The sequence below is a fragment of the Thalassococcus sp. S3 genome, assembly GCF_004216475.1.
GTDB lineage: Bacteria > Pseudomonadota > Alphaproteobacteria > Rhodobacterales > Rhodobacteraceae.
Genome location: NZ_CP022303.1, coordinates 4,428,021 through 4,451,259, shown reverse-complemented (window position 1 = coordinate 4,451,259; position 23,239 = coordinate 4,428,021). Strand labels below are relative to the sequence as shown.

Below are 23,239 nucleotides of genomic sequence, written 5' to 3'. Positions count from 1 at the left end.
AGGCGGCGTGCCATGTCAAAGCGGCGTGCGCAGCCACTCATCCGCGAACCGCACATCCTCCAAACCCGCGAACCGCGCGACGCGGGCCAGCTCCGCCTCCAGCCGTTCGGTGCGCGCATCGGACCAGCGCACCTTGCGTTCCGGCCATAGCGCGCGCACGGCCAGCACACCATCGGCGCGCTCGGCCTTCATGTCGATGCGCCCGACCAGCTTGTCGCCTTCCAGCAGCGGGAAAACGTAATAGCCGTATTTGCGCTTGGGCGCCGGGGTGAATACCTCGATCCGGTAGTGGAAGCCGAAAAGCCGCTCTGCCCGCTTGCGGTCCCGCAATGCGGGGTCGAACGGGCTCAGCACCCGGATGCGGCCCGGCGGCGTGGGTGCGGCCATGGCTTGCTCTATTACATCCGGCCGTGCAAAACACATGCGCGCCGCGCCATCATGGCCCAGGAGGCAAACCGGAATGATCCGCCCCGCCGCCTCCTCCGCCGCGCACCATGCCTTGGCCTCGGCGGGCGAGACAGTGTCCCAGAAGGCCGCGATCTCTCCGGACGTGGCAAAGCCCAGCCGATCCAGCGCGCCATTGCAGAGCCAGTCGATGGAGTGTTCGGGGTCAGGGCAATCGTCACAGAGAGCCTGTTCGATCACCCGTTCGGTCAAGTCATAGCGTTTCTGGAACCCGTCCCGCCCCACCACGGTCAGCGCGCCCGACCGCCAGAGATATTCCAGCGCCGTTTTAGACGGGTGCCAGTCCCACCAACCGCCACTTCCCTTCTTCTCGGACGTGCCGACATCCGAGGAACAGACCGAACCGTAGTCGCGGATCTGTTCCAGCACATCCGCAAAGCGTTGCTCGAACCCGTCGCGTCGCCAGTTCCGCCACCTCGCTTTCAGCACCTCCGCGTCGCGGGCAAAACGCAGATGCCAATGCGGGTAGAAGGCCATCGGGATTACGGCGGCGTCATGGGTCCAGTGTTCGAACAGCGCCCGGTCCACCTCGTAGAGCCGCTTGAGATGCTTCGCGCGATAGGTCGGGCGGCGCGCATAGAGGATCATGTCATGCGCGCGTGCGACCGTGTTGATGCTGTCGAGTTGCACGAAGCCCAGCCGTTCGATCAAAGTTGCCAATGCGGCCCCTTTCGCCGGCCCGCTGGGCGGTTCGGCTAGCGCATGCCGGTCCAGAAACAGCCGCCGTGCTGCGCGGTTGTCGAGCGTGAGCGCGCTCACCAGCGTTTCAGCGTATCGCCGAAAGAGATTGTGGGCGTGAGCGTGATCTTATCCTCGACCTCCGCCTCCGGTTCGGCCAGCCGCGCCGCGATGATTTCCGCCGCCTTGCGCCCGATCTCCAGCCGGCAGGCATCCATCGTGGCGAGCTTACGCGGCAATCCCTGCAGCAACTCCACCCCGTTGAACCCCGCGAGCCCAATCTGCCCCGGCACGTCGATGCCCTGATCCAGCAGGTAAAGCAGCCCGCCTGCTCCGATCATGTCGTTGGAGTAGTAAAGGAAATCCAGATCCGGCGAGCGTTCCAGCATCGCCGCCGTCATCTCCCGCCCCTTGGCCAGCGCCGAACCGCCGGAATAGAACTCCCGATCCTCGATCTCCACGCCGTCGCGGGCCAATTGCTCGGTAAAGCCCTCGAACCGCTTCCGCGCCCGGTGGTCCAGCGGCATCTTGGTACCCATAAAGCCGATGTGTTCATAGCCGGCCTTCAGGATCGCCTTGGCCATCTCGCGCCCCGCTCGCCGGTGCGAGATACCCACCATCGCATCCACCGGTTTGCCGTCACTGTCCATGATCTCCACCACCGGGATGCCGGCGGCTTCCAGCATGGCGCGGGATGCATCGGAGTGTTCCAGACCCGCGATGATCACGCCCGATGGCCGCCACGACAGCATCTCGTAGAGCACACGCTCTTCCTTTTCGGGCAAGTAGTCGGTGACACCCACAACGGGCTGCAACTCGGTATCTTCCAGCACCTGGTTCACGCCGGTCAGCACTTCGGGAAAGACCATGTTCGACAGCGAGGGAATGATGACCGCAACCAGGTTCACCCGACTAGAGGCCAAGGCTCCTGCGATCTTGTTGGGCACATATCCCAGCTCTTTCGCGGCTGCGAGAACCTTCTCTCGCGTCGTTTCCGACACGTCGCCGCGGTTGCGCAGCACACGGCTGACGGTCATTTCGCTAACGCCAGAGGCTTCTGAGACATCACGCAGGGTGAGCGGGCGCTTGTGATCCAGGGACAAGGGGATGAGGGTCCTTTCGCAAAGACATGCCTATGTGAAAGTGGTACCGCAAACATGGGCAAATGAGCAAGCGTGCAGGGAAGACGATGACAAGCGCGTTTGAGCACGCTATCACCCATTCTGACGGCCCCGTGGCTCAACTGGATAGAGCAGCCCCCTCCTAAGGGGCAGGTTGCAGGTTCGAATCCTGCCGGGGTCGCCAAAACTGCCTGAAAAATATGTGCCAGAAAAACCGGAAGTGCGCGCAAAAGAAACCAATAATGCGCGCAAACTGGTGTGGCAGCGGTTTGGCAACTATGCCGTTCTCAAGGTAAACTATTGATTTATAATACTTAAGTCGGGAGGGTCTTGACGCTGCCGAGGGTCTTTCAAAGCCCTTAACTGCATCCGATTTGACAGTTCATGCTTTGTTCGATCTTGGTAAGTCACAGGTTCCGGAACCTTTCACATCATTAAGCCTACCGCGTTCGCGGCCGGGCGAAGCGCGCAGAAGCACGTCTGCGCCATGAAAGGACTCCGCCATGTCTCGTTCGCATTCCACGCTCCCATTCCATGATCTCAGGTTCTTCAATGATGTCCCATCACTCCGAAGTATCGAAGAGCGGTTTCGGAAATTCCTGAAGAGGGTCCGTAAGGCCGCCCAGGAGCGGGCGGTCGCGCAAGGAGAGATGACCGAGGACGATTGTTTGTATGACTACGAACTGGTCGCTGACGAAGACATGCGCGGGATCAAGCGGCGCGCGATGCGGGCAGTGGAACGGGTTCATTCCTCAACCGGCATGTACCACCTGACCGACGAGAACCGTGCGCGGCTGACCCCGCTTCGGGATGGTCTTACCGTTTCCCAGGTCGCCACTGAGCACGGGGCCGACGAGATTGCCGCCGCCCTTCACGCAGAGATGCCGTGGATGGCGCCCGCCACGGAGGTGGTCTGGCGGGGCTTGCAGGCGTCCGCGCGGGATGGGCCGCCAGGCGCGCGGTTCTCTCCGCTTGCGTTGGTCGGCTCGCCGGGTATCGGTAAGTCCCACTGGGCGCGGCGGTTGGCGCATCACCTGTCCGTTCCCACGACGAAGATCGACGCAACCGGCGAGCCCGCGACCTTCGCGCTTGTTGGATCGCAACGCGGTTGGGGCAGTGCGCATCACGGCAAGGTGATGAAGACGATCCTGCAGGCGCGGCACGGCGGGCCACTCGTCATTCTGGACGAGATCGAGAAGGCGGGGGAAACACATTCCACCCGCGGCAGCCGCCATACTTTCACGGACGCATTGCTTCCACTGCTCGAACGGATGACGGCAACCAGCTGGGAATGCCCGTTCTTCCAGATCAAGTTCGACATGTCCTGGGTCAACTGGGTCATGACGGCCAATGGCCGCGAAGGCCTGCCTGAGCCGCTACAAAGCCGGTGCGTGGTGCTGGACCTGCCCGATCTCACGATAGAGCAATTGCACGATTTTGCCTGTAGCGAGGGCAAGCGACGTGGCGTGCCGGAACCTGCATTGGCGGCTGTTCTCGATGTCTTCGACAGCGGGGCGATCTCCAACGCCCGCCTCAACCTACGGATTGTCAGCCGAATGCTGGACCGGGCCGAGATGCTGGCGCAGCAGCCAATGTTGAACTGAGGAGATGACGATGGAGACGCTTACCATCCCCTTCGACACCGGCCGCGTGGTGATCCTCGGGGACCTTCATCTGGACAGCTACGACCGGCTGGCCGTCGACCCGATCGCGGTTCTGGGCCTTGAGTTTGCGCTGCAAACAGCAGACGCGCTCATCCTCGCGGGCGATCTGATCAACGGGCCTGCATCGAATTGGTCGAAGGTCTTTGACAATCTGGCGCAGCATATCCTGCCGGAGAAGGTTTACGCGTTCCCGGGCAACCATGACTACTACAATGGTAGCCTCGGGGATGACCCCCTCCTGGAACGCGAGGCGGCGAAAGCCGGCGCACACTTCGTTCAGGAACGAGTCTTGCGACACGGAACAACCCGGTTCCTGTGCTGCACGCTCTGGACTGACTTCGATCTGTTGGGTGATCAGCAAACGGCGATGAGCGTCGCGCAACAGCTCATGCGGGACTATTCGAGGATTGTGAGGCCTGCGCCGCGCAGTTTGCTGATCGATGACAACCCAGTTGGATGGATCCCTCAGCCATGGATCAAGCCGGAAGACGTCCTGATGGTTCACCAGGATCATTGCGATTGGCTGGGTAATGCACTATCGCAATCACACCATGTGAATGATACCGGGCAAACCGTCGTCGTCACGCATCACGGGCCACACCCGGATGTCGCCGGTGCTATCGATGCCCTGACCCCGTCGTTCCATTCCGATCTGAGCGATCTGATCGCAGACTATCAGCCGGACTCCTGGTTCTTCGGGCATTCCCACAGACGGTTGCGCGCCCGCATCGAAGGAACAGACATCCGCAATGTATCGATCGGCTATGCCTAGGAATTGGTGGGTGCATCGACGTCCTACCTGCGCGAGGCTTGCATCTGGGAGAGCCGTCATGGATCCGAATGATGGATACCACGCGCTCCTCGACAAACTGAGGGCGGTCAGGCCGGTCTGGGTTGACGGATATGGAGACGGAACGCTTGTCCGATGGGACGACGTTGCCCCCGACTTGATGGCGCTGATCCTGGAGGTCGCCCGCAAGATCGAACCATTCACGATCGGCGACGCCCAGTATACTCTCCCGTTGGAGTGGGTGCTTGCGGCAGAGGATGCGTGGCGCCTCATCACCACCCGCATGCGCCTGCGGTCGCTCGAGCTGGCGGTTATCGGCCCAATAAGAATGATCTTGCCAAAGCCCCCGTACTGTCGGGCTGGGTGCCGATCAGGTCGGAGTATGGCACCTCGGCGCATCTCGTCGGTGAGGTCGGCAGCCATCCCGCGTCAATCGGACCGATGATCCGGACATCACCGCTCTGCGGTCTCGATACCGACTTCAGATGGGCGAGGACGGTCTCACGATGGTACCGGCTTGAAGCTCGCTCAACGCCCGAGGGTTTCTATCGGAAGTGGGGCAGGAAAGCCGACGGCATCAGCGCGATGTCCATCGAGGTCTGGCGAGCGCAGGCAATCTGCGCCGCGGAACAGATAAGCGAGGGGATCAGGGAAGAGTAGAAAATGCGGGATTGCAGTGGTGAAGCTCTCGTTGCCGTTACGCTCTGCAACTGATCATCGCTCGGATTGGAAGAAAGGTGTCATGAATTGGAGGCAAAGCAACGAACAAACGGACGAACTGGCCTTGGTTCTGAAGGCGGCCATTCGCTGCTGGCCGCTGAAAGTTCAACTCTGCGGACGGAGCGCGCTTTCGCTGCGTCTGCCCTAAAGTCCGCTTGGGAGATTAGGCGCTGTCAAAAACTGTGATTATTGGCGTGGCGGTCACGAATTTGCATTCCGCTCGACCGCCGCACCTAGAAAACATGATGCAAAGGCACCACTCACCTTTGCTCGGCGTTGTCCTATCACGCAGCGCATGTTGACTGATATGATGCCGACAACCTAAGGTTTACTCCGGTGGGAGGGAGTTCTTAGTGAGATTCTTGTTAGGTTTTCTGATAGCGATCGCCTGCGCAACATCCGCAAAAGCTGAGTTCCGCGCAATAAACGATACGCAGGATGGTTGGTTGAACGTGAGAGCGGGACCTTCAACGTCGTTTGAAGTGATCGAAAGACTAGATAATGGAACCAGCATTGAGGTTGTCCGTGCGAATGGAAACTGGTTAGAGGTTGTATATGACTTCGGAGACAAAGGTTGGGTTTACAGTCCATCAACACTAAGTCGAGAAGAATTTTTTCAATCCAATAAAGACCAATTTGATATTTCTACACTTGGCCGTTTGGGACGTTTCTGTGGCCAGCCATTCCTTGAAGCCGCATTTGACGATCCACAGGGGAAGGAGATATGCATTGGAACTTTCTATTGTGGCGACGGTGGTTGTGATCCCATCTGGATGGTTGTCAATGTAAGGTCGAGCGAGGTCGATGCATTCATCGAGTTTTCTAACAACCTTAGGTTCGAGACTATTTTCGAATGCTACGGTGACTATTTGCCGATACCTGATGAAGTCCCGCATACTCAATACTGCATTGAATCGACTCCAGGATATGAGATCGAGAATACGTTACGGCTTCGCAGTCGGGCTGACATCGTAACCAGTGCACGACGAATGGGTGGAGAGGCGGGCGCACCCCCTCGCATGATAAGCATTTCGGAAGCTCAGTTTGAGAGGTTTAGAGGTGCTGGCATTACAGAGCTGAGAAATGAGTTAATCTCTGGAATTGAAGCTGCTACCTCGGCCGCTTGCGAGACTAATGAATTCCAAACCTGTTCTGTTTTGCCAGAAGATGGGCGACTTCGCATTGATCTTTTGACCGTTGGGACCGCTATCACGGGACGAACCGATCATTGGGAAAGAAGCCTCTGGGAGGTCTACGTACATTGGGATGGCTCACCCGATGACTATCAACTATATTTTGGCCTGCCTATTACATCAATAAAAAGGTGGCCCACGTCTGGTCTGAAGCCAACTAATGGATTCATTTCTTTGGACTACGATGAGGGTTTTGAAAACCTTCGTACATTCTTGATGGAACGAGTTGCGTTTTCGGTCGATGGAACTTTAATGGACGACCCCTACTGACATGCGCATCTCCTCACTTAGATCATTACTGGCAATGTCGGTCGTAACGCTACATATTCTGTTTGTTTTGGGTGCAGCCGTATACCTACGCAACTATGTAACCGACTTTGGCACGTACGTGTCAACGTTGGCGGTTTTCCTACCTGTTTTCGGCGCTTACGTCGGGATAGTTGTTCAAGACCTCGGAGTTGAACGACAGCGCAGTACAAAGAAAGCCTCAAGTGCCTTCGTTTACATCGTATTCGCTTTGCTTGCCGCATATTGCGTGGGAATCATTTTCGTAGTCACTGGTTTCACAAGCGGCTTTATTGTAGATGAGCAATCGCTACCTGCTGCGGTCGCTGCTGTTGAAACCGCTTTTGGTGCTTTCTTGACGACTTGCTTCTTCAAGCTCTTTAAGGATGAGTCAAAGTCGACATAGATTTCCGAAAATTAGTTGTCTTCGATTTGTGTTTTGACTGGCAGAAAACATCTCAAAGCGGTAGATTTTTCACTCACCGCCAGTTCAACCAATTCTCTGGAAAGCCTTGTGGTAAAAATCCCGAGCAAAACCCAGCTTGATTTTGTCACATTTTGCCCACCTTTTGAGAACCGGACGTTCGTGCGTAGTGCAGCATTCAGTAGGTATGGGCTCATTTAGGGCCTTCGCTGCGCAAGTCGCAGAGGTCTGCTTCTCCGAACTATCGGCAACCGATACGATCGCCGTTCAGTCCCATTTCGAGACCAGATCCCGAGACACAAGTCCATGCGGAACAAGTTCAACGTCTGCCAAGAGGTACACTGGGCCAAAGTCGGTTTCGCCGGGCTGAAACCTCTCGATTCCGGCCGCCTTCAGACGCTGTGAGATGGAACGGCTGCTTTGGCCAAGCCTCGCGGAGAGAAGCTTGAGCGTCGTAAACCGCGAGTGAAATGCGGCGGTATCATCCTCGGTAACGTAGCGGTCCCGTCGGTGTGTTTGAGGGTTGTAGAGGACCGTTATTGGCGCATGACCGTGATCCACCAGCAGGCGAAGTTCCCGGTGCTTATTCAAGCCGACTTCGGATGCAAATTCTGACAGGGTGCGATGGTTAGGGCGTTCCGGCCGTAAAAGCACATCGACCTCGGATCTGCGGACAAACACCGAAGCGCATCCGCGAAGGTCATGCCTCCGACCAACTGAAAGCGCACCGTCCCAAATCGGTTCCAATACCTTGTTGATCTTCACACGACAGCGCACCGAAGCGCGATGGACCTGCTTCCATGCCTGGTCTCCTGCTGGAGTGTCTTGCGCGTTGGCATAGAGCCCTCCCAGGAATGCCTCGGCATCGGCTGGATTCCAGGGCCGTCTAGTGACATCGGACGGGAACCGAGGCGCCAAGATCCCTGCCTCGACCAGTGCTTCGAGCTGCTGTTCGCCGCAACCCAAGCGTCGTTGCATCTCCTTCGATCCAACGAGTTGTTCAAACACGTTCATGAGGTCATCGACTTCGGCCGAGGGGAAGGTGAGCCGCGCATCGTTACGCTCATCGTCAGCATCAATCACGCCTTCCGACACCAGGAGGCCGCGCATTCGAGCGGGCGATACACCGACCTCGGTGGCTACAGTAAGAACCGAGTGCATTCGGCGCGCCTTCAACGTATGCCCAAGCAGCTTGCTCCCGGGAGAAAAGGCCCAGATGTTCAAAGCGACCTCGCGAAGCAAGTTGCGGAACGGATCGTAACGCGGGTCATTTGCGGCAGTACTGGCAAGCTAGTCATAAAGCCGACCGAACGCGCTGCGCATCTCATCGTGTGGGCCGGACGCTCGTTTTGCCAAAACGTGGAATGCGTTCTTTATGGACGCTGGCCCTTGGCTCGCAACCTCGAAGCCAGCCGACCTCGGAGCACTTTTCGGAGCTAGATCTCGTCGAACGAGTTCCGCGCCGAGAAGCTCGCAGAATTGCGCCGCGATATCGATGCTGTGGTTTGCCAGCCAAGTTTCATCCTGTCCGGTCTCCAAGCGTTGGTCGATCCACTTGTCATAACTGGTGACTTCGCAAGTCGCCGCATCTAGTCGCCCTTCTATCAGGTCTGCCTTTATTCTCCGCAATTGAGTTGCGAAGTCGTACCGGTCAGCGACCCGTTTTGCGGTCCAAAGTGGCACCAATGGAGATGCATGGCGAATGCATACAGCCAAATGTCGAAACTGCCAGTCGCCGCGCATGACCATTCCATCCACGGTTTCAAACTGGGATTGCTTGGTATCCTCTCGAAGGCAACAGGGGCAGCCACGAACAGTAGGATTCATCACAGCGCGGGACACGACGGACTCGCCGCGAAATCGCATCCGCACCCCCTCCAACGGTTGAGGGGTCCAGGAAACCAGGGACGCGCGCTCTGCCGAACTAAGGCCGAGGACCTCAGAAATTTGGTCAACGCTTGCATCCTCAACGGCGATGAGTGGTTTCTGCGCCAACGCCAGTTCCGCTGTGAGCTCCCACGTTGAAAGACCTATCATCGCCGCCGTGCGCGACACGAGGGAAATTAGCGTCTCACGAGGGCGCGAAGTGGGGCGTACGGCCATGGGGCGAAGCAAGATCTTAATCCAGGTTGATGCGAGTGGTTTTGAGATAAACGCTCGAAAGGCAGGTTTCAAAGTCGACAGGGTTTTACTCTGCGGTTGACCACGGCCGCAACCGGACTTTCAGGACTAATGCTGGATGCTGCAGTGGCGCCCGCAAAGCGGACATTCGCTTAGGCTAGAGCCATGCTCTCGTTACGCGCCAATGCCTTCAATTCCATTCCGGGAACGGGCCATCCTCAAAAAGATAAGCGTACAACCGCTGAAGGTAACCGTAGAGCTGGTCGTCACTTGCAAACTCAATATCGACCTTCTCTTCGTAGTCCAAAGCACTTAGCTGTCGCGCGTTTAGGACGTACTCAAAGTTGCGCTTTAAGCGTTCAGACCACTCCGATTTGTCTGCAGTGACCTGTCGTAGTTTTTTGGGGTCATATGTGTTACCCCCGCAATACAGCCCGATGTCAGACAGCCACGCTTCGGTTTTGAGGTCTATGCGGGTCATCAGGTTCCCCCAATCGGAAATAATGTAACCAAAACAGGCTCCCCGTCTGGAGTAAGTTCATAGACAGCTTTCACCTGCCCACCCTTAAAATCAATCGGCACGATTCCTTGGGGGTTGTTGAAACTACCTATCCTTCTTACCCCTTCGACTGCGCTCGCATAGTCAGGGCCAACGACATCCTCGATAGGCAGGACAACTTCAAATCTTGGTCGACCACGACCGGCCAGAGAAAACGCCGCATCTCTTGAAGACCGATACTCTGACGATCTACGGATAAACGCTTCAGCAGCAACGAAATCTGCTTCGCTGGTTATTCTTGTCGCTCTGCGGCTCAGGGGGTGAGTACCGCCGGTGACACCATTTGTCCTCCTTCCTGTCATCGGATCGAAACCACGCATAACCCGATCTTCAAGCATCTGGCGCGTCACCGCTCCCTCGTGCCGTTGTGGCCCGTGCCCCTGTGCCTCCAGCTCTGCAAAACGGCTCGCAACGAGCGCATCGACTTCGCGGCGGCGCGTGTTGATAATATCATCCAACCGCGTGCGAGCAGCGCGTAGGGTTTTGAGAACTGCTGTCGGCCGCAGACGAGTCAAATTGACCCCGAGCTTCGCCGCACCAGCCGTAAAGACCGTCCCACCCAGTAAAACCGACGCATCGAGGTAGGCCACGTCTTCGTAGGCGCCCAGCAAAGCCTCTTCACGGGTCAAGCCGAGGCGGTATTCAAGATCAAGCAAGCGAAGCTCTGCGTGCAGCGCCTCGAAATGGGCAACAGCTTCCTCGGCGATCTGCTCGGCCATTTCACGATCCAGCTCGGCCAATCGCTCCAGCGCATCAAGGATATTCTGGCGCGCGGTCAGCCGCTCCTGTTCTTCCTCATCCGCGCTGACACCAAACAGACGCCGGTAACCGAGGTAGGAAAAACGCAGCACATCATAGATGCCCGTGACCGTGCCAACCAATGCGTCCTCACCGGCGCGCGCGAGGCCCCTGTCTTGTGCATCTGATATGCGATCCGCCAGATCCGGCGACACCGGACGACCTGTTAGAATAATTTGGCCGTTGATGATGGCGGGTTCTGCATAGCACCGGCAATTATGCGCTGCACCAGGCAAACCGTCGGGAAAGCCGTGATCCCACGGAAATACGCGGTCATCCCGCTCGGCATGGCTGGACCGGACTTTTGAGTCATCAGCAGACCGCCAGATGTAATGCGTGACACCCGCTGCCCGCTGCCGCGCTTCGTTCAATTGTTCTCAAACCGACGCAAAAGCCAGGATTCAGTCGCAGTGATGTCCACTTCGATCAAAGATGCTATCTCGGCCCCAGCATGGCCTTCACGTTCATAGACGGCCAGCGTCGCGGTAACGCGGGCCTCAAATTCATCATAGAACCGCTGCTTCAGTGGCCCGGAGTTGTAACTGTCAGTATCGCCCAATCGGTCATCCAGAAATGCCGCATTGCCCGCATCGGCGTCTTCCAGCAGCTCCAGAAATCCCTGGAAATGCGGTTCCAGATTGAATGACGTTTCCTTCCGCTCAGGCGCTCGGTTCAGTCGATGTAGACTGACCGTGAATTCTGATTTGCCGCCAGACCGAAGGAAGCGGACAAAAGGTGTATCAAGCGCCATGACCAGCCTCTGATGGAGATACGCTGATCTTCACAGTTTGAAGTTAATTTTTTTGGAAATGGACCGAGCGGTGCGGCGCTAACTGGCAATTCTGAGGATTTGAGCTTTGATGTTAAGTTGCCGTGTCAGCGTTGGGTTGTCGTTTTGGGAGGGAAAGGCGGATCGGAGGATCAGTCATGGAAACACCAAACTTACCTGCCATTCGGACGCTTCGTCCTGCCTGGAATAAGGGCCGCATCGTTGGACAAAAACGCCCGCTGGAGCCAAAGCATGTCTGGGCGATCCGAGTTCGGCTCGAACTAGCAAAAAACCATCGCGATCTCGCTCTGTTTAACATGGCGATCGACAGTAAGCTTCGCGGCTGTGATCTGGTGAAGATGAAAGTCGTTGACGTTATGGCGTCTGGTCAGATCAAAGAGCGCGCTTCCGTGCTGCAGAGCAAGACACAAAAGCCAGTCCGGTTTGAGATATCGGAAGGGACACGCGCTTCCGTCGAGAAGTGGATGGAAGACGACCTCATGGTCGGATCCGAGTATCTTTGGCGCGGCCGGTTTCACGAACGCCTGCACATCTCGACGAGACAGTATGCTCGGATTGTCCGAGACTGGCTCATGTCGATTGGTCTAGAGGCAAGCGCCTATGGCACGCATTCGATGCGCCGGACCAAAGTGACGCAGATCTACAAGAAGACCGGCAACCTGCGTGCCGTTCAGCTTCTGCTGGGTCATACCAAAATGGACAGCACTGTCCGATATCTGGGTGTCGAGCTCGAAGATGCTTTGGCTATCGCAGAAACTATTGAAATCTAGACATATGGGCCGTTCGTTAGGACGGCCCTAACCGGACGCTGAGCATGCGGTTCAATGCTGTATCGCGGCTGCCCGTAAGCAGACATTGCCAGGTGAGGGCCTACGCCTCAGCTCGCCCGAATAGTGGCGGCCCCGCGAAGACGCGAATTTTCTTGGATCGATACTCCAAAGCCTCTAGCCTCACAGTCAATTATGTGAGGCGCATTCATGGGTGTTGTCGCTGTGTGGAGAGTATTACTAGTTGCAGTCAGTCCATTTCTATTTTGTATTGTTGCGGGGTCCGCGTTGGCAAACGCGGCGGAAACACGCATCGCCCTTGTCATCGGCATTGGCGATTATAATAACTTGGAGACCTTACCGAACCCAACGGGTGATGCGCAGCTAATCACGGACACACTCAGTGCATTGAACTTTGACGTGAAACTGGTGGTGAACGCGTCAAAGGACGAGCTGAACAATGCGCTTGAAACCTTCGCCACCGCATCCGAAATCGCCGATGTGTCTTTGATTTATTTTTCCGGGCATGGCTTTGAGTTTGAGGGAAAGAACTATCTGGCAACTGCCGACACCGCGGCTCAGAATCGTGCGATTGCATCGCAAACAGCTATCTCCCTCGACCATTTGACCCAATCCGTAAGCCGCGCACGCCAATTGCGGATCGTTGCGTTGGATGCGTGTCGTACAGATCCGTTTGGCGCGTCCAGCACCATTACATCGCCATCTGTTCAATCTAGCGAGACATTTAGCCTGACATCAGGCGTATCCGGCGGCCTGACTGTACCGCCATCAAAGCGCGGAACGCTAATCTCATTTGCTGCTGCGGCTGGCCAGGTTGCATTAGACGATCTTGGTGACAACCACAGCCCTTATGCAATTGCCCTAGCGAGAATTCTCGAAGAGCCGAACCTTGAGATCGGACTGGCCTTTCGCAAGCTGCGCGATTTGGTAGCTACTCGAACACGCGGCGTGCAAGTGCCGCATACCTATGGCTCTCTTTCGGGCAACCCATACTTTCTCGCCGGCGCCAGCGCCAACAGCAATCTGCTGGAAAATCTGCAGCGTAAGGCGGCGTGGGCCTCGCTCTCAACCTCTCAATTCGAGCAGTTGGAAGTATTGGCCGCCGAAGGCGATGAACGTGCTCTAAAAGCACTCGCCTATATGAAGCTAAACTCGGAAGCGTCGACATTCGACCCACTGGGAGCCTCTGTATTGCTCCGCAAGGCCTCTGAACTTGGCGACCCAGAAGCAACGTACGAGCTGGGAAAACTGTTCGAACTCGGTATCGGCGTGGAGCAGGACATCCAAGTCGCTCTCGCTCTTTACACGGACGCAGCGGAAAAGAACTTCGGCGATGCACTGAACGATCTAGGGTTTCTAAATTACCAAGGCGGCATGGGCCTGCCACGCTCCGCAACAAAGGGGATCGACTATTTCAAAGCGGCTGCGGACGCTGACCATCCCGAAGCAATGTTCAACCTTGCTGCGCTAATTGATGACGGCGTCGTGGTAGATCTGGTGCTTGACGATGCCGCTGAATACCTGTTCCGCGCTTTGCGATCAGGAAATCTGGATGTCCTGAATGAGCTGACGAACAATCCAAGAGCGTTCAAACCCCAGGTTCGAAGAGGTTTGCAAGAGCGGCTGGCCAGGGGTGGTTTTTACGACGGTGCAATCGACTCTGTCTTTGGCCCACAAACACGGACGGGTCTGCGTCGTGCATTTGGTGACATTGAATAAGGCATGAGAAGTTCAAAATGAAAAACGCGAAACTTTTGGTGACGGGACTGCTTTCATTCTCAATTGCGGGTGTGGGTCATGCGGCGGCGATTTCGACGCCGACGGGTATCCAGTATCCCGACACCATACGCCAGGCGCAACCATTACCACAGCTGCCCCTGGTTCAGGTCATTGGTCAGGCGAAGACCGATCAAGTCACCGTAATCCTGATGGACGGCGCAGATCAATGCGCAAGCGTGCCGCCCGCTTACCAAGCTGACTGTTTGCGACAGGTATTTCGTACAGCTACCTCCGAGATGTCTTCTTTTTCGGATTACCGACCTGTGGTGCAAGAGTTGCGCATGGCTGAAAGACAGATCAATCGGCTCGTGCGAGACAACTTGGACCGGAATGCGCCAGTAGTACGTGTAGACGGGAAACGCGTGAGGGCGGTCGAACAAGGCAGCGTTTCGTCTGTCAATGCGCGAACGCGCCAGATCATTACCGAGTCCGCGACACGACTAATTCGTTCTTCCGGCCGAGCCAAATATGCATCTCATTATACGCAAATTGCTCAGGCCTACGACTCGACCAAGAAGATTCTCCGAAGCTGACAGCTCATCGCTATACCTTCGTTTCAAGAATCTTAGGTAGCGCGGTACTCAAAGCATAGAAACTGCAACAGTTTTGCGTAGCCTTTATTCGAGTTTTCCTCGCGAACCCACAAAATGTGGGTCTCAAGAATATCAAATAAAAAGCAGGAGCTCGCGCCATAGTAATCGTTGACTAGCCCTGGATCACAAACGCTATCGCGCGCGCAAAGCCCAACGCGCGCAAAGAAATAGTTCAGGCGATCTACGGCACGATCAAATTTCTCTGGGGCGAAATCAGGGTAAAGATCCTTGACCTCCTCGATAGCTGCCAGATCATATTGCAACACATCGGCCACTTTGTTGGAAACAGCCCTCGTTGCTCCCTGCAGATCAGCCCCTGTCTTTGCAACGGTGTTTTCGAGGAGAGCCTGGGACAGGGTCGAAAAATAGGCAAAATCTTCGTAGTAGCTCTTGTCTTCCCAATCATCGGCCAAAACGAGTGAGTATCGGATCTGCGATTCATGCTGCCGATCAAAATACTCGACCAAGCCGAACAAAGCAGCGCAGATTAAGACCACTTTGAAGGCAATATCGACGACATCTCTGGCAATACTCATGGTTTGGGGTTTGCGCTTTTCCTCACCGCCATCTTCGATACTTTCGGCCTTTTCTTCGCCTGAGACGTCCTCAAGAGCCGCGGCCACCTTCGCGTCGTTATCCATCTGAACAGTGCTTTGAGAAGTTCACCACCCGCTCCGGCGAGAAACTGTCAAGCTCGCTATCCGCGATGCGATAGAGGCAATGGATGGCCGACTCTGTCATATAGTGAATACTGGGATCGTTTAATGTTCTGTATTCTGTCGTCACGACATCCCGTGTCTTCTGCTGACATGCAAAACTAACTGCTATGCTTTCAACATCTGTATCACTGAACTGACCAAGTAGGTTTTGCGATTCCACATTTAGCAAGAAACACCTCGCCATATGCGGATTGAGAGCAATAAACCTGCTACATTTGTCGCAAGAGTACTCGGTTGCCGCGGCTGAAATTGCAGGCAACAAAGTGTAGACAATGAAAGCAACACTGACTTTGATTGTGATCTTTCGCTTTCTGACCAGCATATGATCGTCCGCCGTGAAGTGTGTTTCTGGGAGTGTAGGTATGGCACGAGTCTCTGTCTAGATTTGATTCCGCCAAAGGACGTTCGCGCCAGCGTTTACACGACGTCGCCAAGTCTTGCCTAACTGTCGAGTCCGATCTGGCAGATCTTCGGCACCGTTTAATGGGAGCCGGATAACACGAAAGTGTAAAACGTGAGCGCGGTCACGCCTGATAGGCGGGCCGTGGAAGCGTGTTTGACGAACGTCCTTGGTACCAGCGCAATGACTATCTCGGCTGGATCAAACGAGCAAAACGCGAAGACACCAAGTTAAGGCGCCTCAACCAGATGCTGGATGAACTGGAAACCGGCAATGTCTACATGAAGATGGCTTAGCGACGACGGTACTAAGCGGCCATTGCTGCCGTTGACAGCGTCCGCAGTGAACGTCCGGTTCCACTCGCTCAGCGTTAGCAACTGGAAGATCCGATCTCCGGCCTTCTACTGAGCCTATAACACTGACCTCGAAAGGCTTCCCGTGGTTGAGGCGCTTCGCAAGGCTACTAGAAACCCATGATTTTGCGAAGAAATCGGACGCACCGATCGTCTGACATGTGTCCCAAAGTGTGTTTCAATTTTGGCGCCGTGTATGCTAGCTCGGCCCCATGCGTTCAGATAATCGTTCAAAATACGCTGAAAGTGCACCAACTTCATTTTCACTAAGTACGCCCTGCTGAGAAATCTCGGATAGCTGCTGAGCGGCTCGGGAGAATGTGGTCCATTCGGCTTTAGGATCATCACTATACCATCGTCGGGCGATGGTTTGTTTCCAGTGCTCTTGAGCGGATTGGCTTAGCAGGTTTGGTTTGTTCAGGTACACCAGCCTTTTAGCCAGCCAATGCAGTCGCCGATCCTCAAGTGCCAGCGCAATCTCAATCCTTTCCGCCCACGATGCAAGTTGGAACTGGTTCAACTTCGCTTGGTCGTCATTAGTGTAGAAACCGGAATAGATTTGAAGCTCGACCTCTTCGGGCTCGGGACGGTCTGCAAATCGGTCGGCCAGAGCATTTCCAAGTGCCGTATGCAGGTCATGCATGCCGCGCAGCGCAGCAGCACGATCAAACAGCTCAGGATCATCAACAGAAACCTCAAATATGTTGGGGGCGTTGTTAACAGCAACGGTTCGGACCCGCTTAGGCGAAGCGTTTACAGCGTCGGCAACCGCAGCGCCATCCGTCGGATCCAGAGTGTTCGGATCGACCAGTTCCAAGTCCATAAATGCCACAGAATTCTGTTTTTCGGGGTGCCGGCCTGCAAAAGCTCCCAGATAAGCTCGCGGTGCGGCCGCACCATACCGTTCGATCAGCATCAGAACCCGACCTGATTCCAACAGGTGCAGCACATTCTTCGCGGACCTATTCTTCAGCGACTGCGTCCAGACTTTTGCAGCTCGTTTTCGGATCAGCTCAGCTATGTAGATCGTCGCTTCAACGTCAGCCACAGCGTCATGGAAATTCTCACTAACAAATCCGTTGGCGGGTGCTAGCTGGTCCAGCTTGAAGCTGACCCTACCGGCATCATCCGTTGGCCAAGTAAGAGCGTCGTTGGCCATAGTCCACGTCGCGTAGACCAACTTCATGATATCCATCCGATCGTTTCCATCAGTCTGAGTCAGGTAGGGATTGGGATGCAGATTCTGAAAAAACATCTGGCGCAACATTTGTTCGTCGAATGCAACACTGTTGTAACCAACCCAGGTCGCAGGTCCCCATTGGCTGATCAGATTGTTGATCTTTTGCGCAAACTCGAACGCACTAGGAAGGCTAGGATCGACCAGCAGATCCGGGGTGATGCCAGTAACCGCCAGGGCCCATGGAGCAGGCAAGATGTGCGGAGACAAGCGACACCGAATCTCGATGCGCTCAATTTCTTCCAGTTCGTCATTGGTCAAAATGCCAGCAAACTGCAGCGGTTGATCGAATGCTGGCGAAGTTCCAGACGTTTCTAGATCAAAAAAGACATACACAGCCATCACCCCAACCCTTAGAAAGTAGAGTACTTTCATCCATTTCGTCGGTAAATCAACAAGTTTTCCGGGAGAGCGAGAGAGGGTCGTTGGTGGCTCGCCCCGCCACCAACTTGACTAGAAATCGTCTATAGCCCTTCCAGCCTTGGAGCTTGTGTGTGTGCCGCAAAGCTTCGAAAAGCAGGCAATTTAGGTTGGGCGAAGCTCTGCACCTAGTATACTTCTCGCGTTCGCTTTTTGTCCAGTGACAGCGACAAGTCGAAACCATGCCAGTCGGTAAACCAATAGTCCGAACATGCAATAAGCGCCCACAGTTGGAAGACTGACTGGCCATAAGCCGACGCTAGCTTCATTTTTGTTGCCATTGAGACATAAGGGCAGGTCACCAGGTCCAAATAGGTCATGACCAATTCTGAATCCCTTCGTGCGTAGCTTGAACGTGAGTTTAAACGGTCAAGGATGCAGGCTTCGGCTGCTGTACGCAGACCGGAGTATCTCTTTTTGGACGTAGTATAGCTAAGCAGTACGGTAACAGCGAAGTAGTCAAAACTTTGACCATCAACATACTTCTTCGCGTGGTCATCGTAGATGAACCCAAAGTACGATGCCAAAATGCTTTCCGGAAGAAGGTATTCCCGCCCAAGCTTTCGCAGAGCCAGAACGAGGTACATTACTTCAATGTTAGGGTTTTGCTTAGATGAAGACTTCCTCAACTGCCGTGTCAGATTATCGAATGCATACTTCATCACTTGATGCTTCAAGTCTCGGTTCACTCCAAGACGGTGCAGCTCATCGACCAGCATAGATACAAGGCGTGCTAGGCGGACCGAGATGTTAACACGAGGCTCTGCAGCGTAGATGAAAAACGCAAATTCAAGGATTCCAAGAAGTGCTTTGATTAAGGTTTTATCTGATCGATGTTGCGCCGAAGAGGCGGTGAACTTGTCAATTATCGAGCATGCATTTCTTTCGAGAGCTGCGAACGTGTAGTTCAAGATATTCTTATACTCAACGTCATTCCGTTTTAGAATGCTTTTGAACTCAACTATCAGGCTCATTGCCCGGACCTTCGGGTGATATACGATGAATGGATCAGTAGGGTCAGAAGGGTTCTCAAACTCGATAGTCTCCACTTCAATATTGCTTGAGAGTGCCTCCCGGATCGAGTTTTTCGCTATTGTCAGGCTTGTAATGATCGGCTTGTCGATCTTCTCCCCCTTGCCGGAGTTGATGCTTAGCTTCATCTCACGAAGCACTAAGCCAAGAGTTTTTTCGACAGTATCTGGATCTACGTCGCTGGTGCAAAAGATGAAGTAGTCATCAACATATCTAAAGGCTTGGAAGTCTGATCTATGTTTCAAACCATGATCTTCAGACATTTTTTTGAGGAAAGTACGGTTCGCTCTCTGCAGGATGATCTCAGCAAATATGCGTGAGAACTCGGGTCCGATCACAATACCATTTGTTCTCCTTGGTTCATTTCCTGCAGCAAACGATCAAAACGACCACCGAAAGTCCTTTTTGAACATGTAAGATAATCTTTACACGCGGTGAGGCCAAGGGTGCTCCATGGGAGTGAATGTGTGTAAATACTGTCAAAGCATTTTGAGATATCTAAGCGTAGAAGATAATCAAACTTCTTCTCAGCATTTAAGTATTTATAGTGCTCACAGAATTTGAAAATGTTGCTGTAAAATTGGTAAGTAAAGTATGAGCCTAAGCTTTTATATTCTTTGGATTATTGTTCAATTGTGTCTTCCAAAACAGACTTTCTCTCGGAGAACAAGCGGTCGGAGTACTTTACAGACTTTGAAATGGCTGATGGGAAGCGAATATAAATGTCGGAGAGACTAGTGAAATTGAGTATTTGCGCATTGTTCTGTGCATAGAAATCCGCGACGGCAACCTGATTTCGTGGGTGCACTACTGTCAAACGTCTGAATTCACGGTCTTTGTGTGCAATATTAAAACCATATGGAATGGTTCTCAACGCTCCGTCATTCAGTTGCCAAGACCGTTCGACTATTGTTTTGCCGTTTTTGCAGACCGTAGCGCTGGTCGGAAGTAGGGTTGGCGTGGCAGCGGTATCGAAGAGTACGGATATTGCATCGTCGACCTTGGAAGAAGACGACTCCCAGACAACGAGTGCCTTCCCCCCTTGCAACCTGAGACGAACGTTGTAACGCGTGACGAAATCGAAAAAGCCACCATTGCCAAACGTTGGTGGAATTTCGAACGGCAGCGTGTCCGAAAGAAGCGGTCTGTGGTAAGAGTTTTTGGCAGGAAGCGAACGTCTATCGGCCATAGTCCCAAGCCTTCGTGATTTCTTCAAACTGACCGGGTCGATGGAACCTACGGAAAATTCGCTCCTCATACCCGGCCACAAAAGAGTACTGCCGAAGCTTTGCTTGAAGACTTGGACTGTGTGCGAGGCGAGTGATGTGTCCTATCAGCTTACCGTCTAGAAGGCGCAATTGACGCAGATCGGTTAGATGAGGGCTGCTAAAAAAGATACCGACGAAGGCATTGCTTTTATTGTGTGTCAGCTGAGTATTTAAAGTTAAATACTGAATACGCTTCACAAGGAGCCGATACGCTTTCTTTGCATCCTTCGCCCGTTGTCGATGGTATCGAATGAAGCAAGCCTCCAACCGTGTTTCGTACCTTTTCATTTTCTGAGCGCTTAGCAGCGTCTTGCAAGAAGTTGAGCTGTCGTAGCGGAACTCATACCCCAAGTATGTCAGGTTCCAGTTTTTGCGATCATCTGGTGACTCGTTGACCTTGTTAGAGTTGACCGTCAGGTTCAACTCTTTCAATTGATCAACGACCCGTCCCTTGTACACTTGGCGGTTTGAGCTGAGTGTTGGCGAGAAGACGACTACGATATCGTCAACGTAACGTGCAAAGAACACAACGTCCTGGCGCGCTTTAGCTCTACGGTCAAACTCTCTCATGAAGAGTTCCGACAGAGAAGCGCTCAGTCCAATTCCTCGTGGCAGACCGATTCCGTGGGTGCCGGTTCGAAGGCCATACGTCCAAAGTAGCTTCTCGATTACTTTTATGGAAATCGCGCTTAATAGCTGATCGGATCGGAGTTTTTCCAATAAAGCACGATGCTCGATTGACTCGTAGAATTGGCTCACATCCAAACGCAATATGTGGTACGGGAAGCCATCATTCAGATGATCTTGGAGTTGGGCGATGATGCGATTTCGATTTGCCTGCTTGACCTTATAAATCCGCTCCAAGTTTCTCGAAATCTGCTTGATCGAATAGTAGCTTTCTGCCGACCCAGGGGGCAGAAGATATACCGGTTTTTCATTCGGTCCATTTCTCTGGATCAAGTTGATATCAAAGCGTCCATTTGAGATGTTTGTGGAAACCTCATTGAGTCTGTCCAGTAACTCGTTATCTCTAGCTTCGCGAGCACGTTCACGATCGCTTCTAAGCCCATCGAAAATGGCCTGATCGGCGGCCGAATATTTTCCTCAATGGTTTACTCGAAACGTCTTCGTGTCACGAATCCGATCCTTCAACTCCTCAGTTGCCGCCAACACCGATGGGAAGAAATCGAGGCTCGGGTTCCGGCCCTTTCTTTGTTCGATTTCGGTAATTCTACGAAAGTTCTCTGCGGAAAAGGTTTGATCGTACACTTGCCAATGTCTTCAGTTAATCTCACGCCAGGCGCAGCTTACGCGGGAAGCACCACCCATAATCCTAGCCTAACGCGAGTGCACGCGAAACATAAGATTTCTGTCGAGGTTGTTTGTTGTGAATGAAACAAGCGCTAGTGGTCAGTGAGCAAGATCATCAGGCCGTTTGCGGCTCCTAAGCTCGGCACAATGAACCACGACGCCTTCAACAACGAACCATATGAAACCAGATTCAACCGAGATTAAGCCGGCTGTCTAGTTCGCGAGCCCGGCCCGCAAATCGCGGCCTTTCGCGACAGCTTTCACAAAGAGTTGCGACGCCCTCGGAGGCAGTTTTCGAAGTATCGACCGCGGGCCGGAAGAACTAGTGTATTTACAGCATAAATTACACAAGCCGACAGTGGCATCTTCCGCTAAGCCGACGTTCGTTCGACCCGCAGCGAATGACTGCTCTCCGCCCTCGTTGAAGAGCTCTTCGTGTATCGCTGCACAAGTCACTGGTTCATTTTACCCAACGAGATAAAGGATCAGCGATCAGAGACCAAGGCGGCAAGCACAAGCGGAGCAGTTGCCTGAGTTCTGGCTACCAGGACGTGTCTCGCAAGATCACTTGTTGCGGTCGATTGATCGCCTCGTCGACTTGGACAGCATCCGTGCGTTGGGAAACTGTATCTTTGTCCTAACGGTTTCACACCCAACGCGCTGAAGGCCGGTAAAGGTGGGCGGCAGTCTCCTGGGCAATACTCTCAGCCAGTCGGCGATCTAAGACTTTCCGCAGCCTAGCCTTTTCTGAAGCCGGAATGAGCTTTGGCACTTGGTACGGCTCCGGCGGCCCAATGAACCGGTCTCGTTCCGCTCGGATGTCGTCAATTGTCGGACGTTTCGTCACTTTGGTGTCCCAGATACGAATGCTTCGTCGAGCGGCTTATACCATACGTTGCACGAAGTTCATCCGTGGATGCCGTTGGACGGTCCAGCAACGATATCATGGCGCCTACCAAAGAAACCTAGCCTCAGATATCTGCACGATATGAGGCGACATTTCTTCAACCAAGCTGATGAACGGGTCCACTGGCTTACGCTGTTCTTGACGTTGCCTGCCGAGGGAATCGCGACCCACTTTCCGACGGAAGCCGCCTGTGAAGCTCGAATAACAGAAGTTCGGTGGCCGAATGGCCCGATCTGCCCCCCGTGCTTGGAAAAAAATATCGCCCTCCCCACGACGCGAAAACCCTTCCGCTGCCGGAATTGCAACAAGCAGTTTTCCGTAACCTCCGGGACGTTTTTACATGGACGGCGCCTCGGCTTGGAGAAGTTTTTTCAGCTGGCAGCCGAGATCATTGAGTATGAGACGAGAGGCTCCAGTCCAACCGGACATGGCATTAGGGACACCTACGGTATCGCGTATGCGACGGCGGTCAGGTTGAAAAAGACAATCACGGATGAGCTGTCATCCGAGGATGGCGGCTTACTGGGCCGCTGTATCTGCGTGTGTGAATTAGCCATACCGCAAGATGTTGCGCTTGGTTCGGATGATCACCTGCAATGGCTGCAAGGCGAACTTCAACGCCGGCGCTGGCAGTCACTTGGTTTTGAGTGAAGTAGACAGCGCGTCCACAGTTTGGAAATCGATCTTGCCCGCCAAGGCTTCCAGGAACCAATTCCGCCTCCTAGTTCCCCTTCAAAGCACACCGGCAGGGAGCGCTTAGATCAAGAGTTCGGGTAGGAAATCTCGTTCATCCGGCGCAGTTCGATGTGCGAATTTATGGAAGG

22 protein-coding genes and 1 tRNA gene are annotated in these 23,239 nt (G+C 54.2%); 11 read left to right on the top strand and 12 right to left on the bottom strand.

Features of this window, described 5'->3' with window-relative positions; all coding sequences use genetic code 11:
* Window positions 1–15: 15 nt before the first annotated feature.
* Together CFI11_RS21855 and CFI11_RS21850 are read right to left on the bottom strand one after the other, a co-directional pair.
* Entirely contained in the window at window positions 16–1,224 is a 1,209-nt protein-coding gene (locus tag CFI11_RS21855; RefSeq protein ID WP_130409604.1) for a winged helix-turn-helix domain-containing protein, read from the bottom strand.
* Window positions 1,221–2,246 carry a LacI family DNA-binding transcriptional regulator gene (locus CFI11_RS21850; RefSeq protein ID WP_130409603.1) on the bottom strand — a complete coding sequence of 342 codons (1,026 nt, stop codon included), beginning with the start codon at window positions 2,244–2,246 and terminating at the stop codon, window positions 1,221–1,223. Before CFI11_RS21850 ends, CFI11_RS21855 begins: the two co-directional genes overlap by 4 nt.
* Before the next feature lie 125 nt (window positions 2,247–2,371).
* On the opposite strand from CFI11_RS21850, the gene CFI11_RS21845 reads away from it, so the two are divergent.
* The 6 genes from CFI11_RS21845 to CFI11_RS21830 all read left to right on the top strand — a co-directional run bounded on the left by CFI11_RS21845 (window position 2,372) and on the right by CFI11_RS21830 (window position 6,901).
* Window positions 2,372–2,448, top strand: a tRNA-Arg gene (locus CFI11_RS21845).
* The gene (locus tag CFI11_RS24425; protein WP_165390362.1) at window positions 2,419–2,568 is read left to right on the top strand and encodes a hypothetical protein; all 150 of its coding nucleotides are present in this window, start codon (window positions 2,419–2,421) and stop codon (window positions 2,566–2,568) included. Before CFI11_RS21845 ends, CFI11_RS24425 begins: the two co-directional genes overlap by 30 nt.
* A gap of 346 nt (window positions 2,569–2,914) precedes the next feature.
* Window positions 2,915–3,868 carry an AAA family ATPase gene (locus tag CFI11_RS21840; RefSeq protein ID WP_254448988.1) on the top strand — a complete coding sequence of 318 codons (954 nt, stop codon included), beginning with the start codon at window positions 2,915–2,917 and terminating at the stop codon, window positions 3,866–3,868.
* 10 nt (window positions 3,869–3,878) lie between these two features.
* Window positions 3,879–4,700 carry a metallophosphoesterase gene (locus tag CFI11_RS21835; RefSeq protein ID WP_165390361.1) on the top strand — a complete coding sequence of 274 codons (822 nt, stop codon included), beginning with the start codon at window positions 3,879–3,881 and terminating at the stop codon, window positions 4,698–4,700.
* A gap of 153 nt (window positions 4,701–4,853) precedes the next feature.
* Window positions 4,854–5,378 (top strand): DUF6634 family protein, encoded by a 525-nt coding sequence (locus tag CFI11_RS25045; protein WP_371687454.1) that lies wholly within the window; start codon window positions 4,854–4,856, stop codon window positions 5,376–5,378.
* 413 nt (window positions 5,379–5,791) lie between these two features.
* Window positions 5,792–6,901, top strand: coding sequence for an SH3 domain-containing protein (locus CFI11_RS21830; RefSeq protein WP_130409600.1), 1,110 nt, complete (start codon window positions 5,792–5,794; stop codon window positions 6,899–6,901).
* Between the two features lie 706 nt (window positions 6,902–7,607).
* On the opposite strand, the gene CFI11_RS21825 is transcribed toward CFI11_RS21830, so the two are convergent.
* From CFI11_RS21825 to CFI11_RS21805, 5 genes are all read right to left on the bottom strand, one after another.
* A complete protein-coding gene (locus CFI11_RS21825) occupies window positions 7,608–8,501 on the bottom strand; it encodes a hypothetical protein (RefSeq protein WP_130409599.1) in 894 nt (297 codons plus the stop codon).
* A gap of 129 nt (window positions 8,502–8,630) precedes the next feature.
* Window positions 8,631–9,443, bottom strand: a complete 813-nt coding sequence (locus CFI11_RS25040) for a TniQ family protein (RefSeq protein ID WP_130409598.1) — start codon at window positions 9,441–9,443, stop codon at window positions 8,631–8,633.
* Between the two features lie 208 nt (window positions 9,444–9,651).
* Window positions 9,652–9,942 carry a hypothetical protein gene (locus CFI11_RS21815; RefSeq protein WP_130409597.1) on the bottom strand — a complete coding sequence of 97 codons (291 nt, stop codon included), beginning with the start codon at window positions 9,940–9,942 and terminating at the stop codon, window positions 9,652–9,654.
* Window positions 9,942–11,189: a phage minor head protein gene (locus CFI11_RS21810; protein ID WP_130409596.1), complete on the bottom strand. Its 1,248-nt coding sequence runs from the start codon at window positions 11,187–11,189 to the stop codon at window positions 9,942–9,944. The genes CFI11_RS21815 and CFI11_RS21810 overlap by 1 nt, the downstream gene beginning before the upstream one ends.
* On the bottom strand, window positions 11,186–11,569 hold the full coding sequence (locus tag CFI11_RS21805; protein WP_130409595.1) for a hypothetical protein: 384 nt from the start codon (window positions 11,567–11,569) through the stop codon (window positions 11,186–11,188). Before CFI11_RS21805 ends, CFI11_RS21810 begins: the two co-directional genes overlap by 4 nt.
* Window positions 11,570–11,745: 176 nt before the next feature.
* Here CFI11_RS21805 and CFI11_RS21800 point away from each other — a divergent pair, with 176 nt between their 5' ends.
* The 3 genes from CFI11_RS21800 (at window position 11,746) to CFI11_RS21790 (ending at window position 14,708) form a co-directional block, all read left to right on the top strand.
* Window positions 11,746–12,378: a tyrosine-type recombinase/integrase gene (locus CFI11_RS21800; RefSeq protein ID WP_130409594.1), complete on the top strand. Its 633-nt coding sequence runs from the start codon at window positions 11,746–11,748 to the stop codon at window positions 12,376–12,378.
* 207 nt (window positions 12,379–12,585) lie between these two features.
* Entirely contained in the window at window positions 12,586–14,115 is a 1,530-nt protein-coding gene (locus CFI11_RS21795; protein ID WP_130409593.1) for a caspase family protein, read from the top strand.
* A gap of 17 nt (window positions 14,116–14,132) precedes the next feature.
* A complete protein-coding gene (locus tag CFI11_RS21790) occupies window positions 14,133–14,708 on the top strand; it encodes a hypothetical protein (protein WP_130409592.1) in 576 nt (191 codons plus the stop codon).
* 32 nt (window positions 14,709–14,740) lie between these two features.
* Here the strand turns inward: CFI11_RS21790 and CFI11_RS21785 are convergent, their stop codons facing one another.
* Window positions 14,741–15,409, bottom strand: a complete 669-nt coding sequence (locus tag CFI11_RS21785; protein WP_130409591.1) for a hypothetical protein — start codon at window positions 15,407–15,409, stop codon at window positions 14,741–14,743.
* A gap of 630 nt (window positions 15,410–16,039) precedes the next feature.
* Here CFI11_RS21785 and CFI11_RS21780 point away from each other — a divergent pair.
* The gene (locus CFI11_RS21780) at window positions 16,040–16,183 is read left to right on the top strand and encodes a YdeI/OmpD-associated family protein (RefSeq protein WP_130409590.1); all 144 of its coding nucleotides are present in this window, start codon (window positions 16,040–16,042) and stop codon (window positions 16,181–16,183) included.
* Between the two features lie 256 nt (window positions 16,184–16,439).
* Here CFI11_RS21780 and CFI11_RS21775 read toward each other — a convergent pair whose 3' ends face one another.
* From CFI11_RS21775 to drt3a, 4 genes are all read right to left on the bottom strand, one after another.
* On the bottom strand, window positions 16,440–17,852 hold the full coding sequence (locus CFI11_RS21775; protein ID WP_130409589.1) for an exonuclease domain-containing protein: 1,413 nt from the start codon (window positions 17,850–17,852) through the stop codon (window positions 16,440–16,442).
* A 173-nt stretch (window positions 17,853–18,025) separates the two neighbouring features.
* Window positions 18,026–19,270 (bottom strand): antiviral reverse transcriptase Drt3b, encoded by a 1,245-nt coding sequence (drt3b, locus tag CFI11_RS21770; RefSeq protein ID WP_305791234.1) that lies wholly within the window; start codon window positions 19,268–19,270, stop codon window positions 18,026–18,028.
* Between the two features lie 281 nt (window positions 19,271–19,551).
* Window positions 19,552–20,118 carry a hypothetical protein gene (locus CFI11_RS21765; protein WP_130409587.1) on the bottom strand — a complete coding sequence of 189 codons (567 nt, stop codon included), beginning with the start codon at window positions 20,116–20,118 and terminating at the stop codon, window positions 19,552–19,554.
* Complete coding sequence (gene drt3a, locus CFI11_RS21760) at window positions 20,108–21,274, bottom strand: antiviral reverse transcriptase Drt3a (protein WP_130409586.1); 1,167 nt, start codon at window positions 21,272–21,274, stop codon at window positions 20,108–20,110. The genes CFI11_RS21765 and drt3a overlap by 11 nt, the downstream gene beginning before the upstream one ends.
* Window positions 21,275–22,496: 1,222 nt before the next feature.
* Here drt3a and CFI11_RS21755 point away from each other — a divergent pair.
* Window positions 22,497–23,066, top strand: coding sequence for a transposase (locus CFI11_RS21755; RefSeq protein ID WP_165390357.1), 570 nt, complete (start codon window positions 22,497–22,499; stop codon window positions 23,064–23,066).
* The last annotated feature ends 173 nt before the right edge of the window (window positions 23,067–23,239 follow it).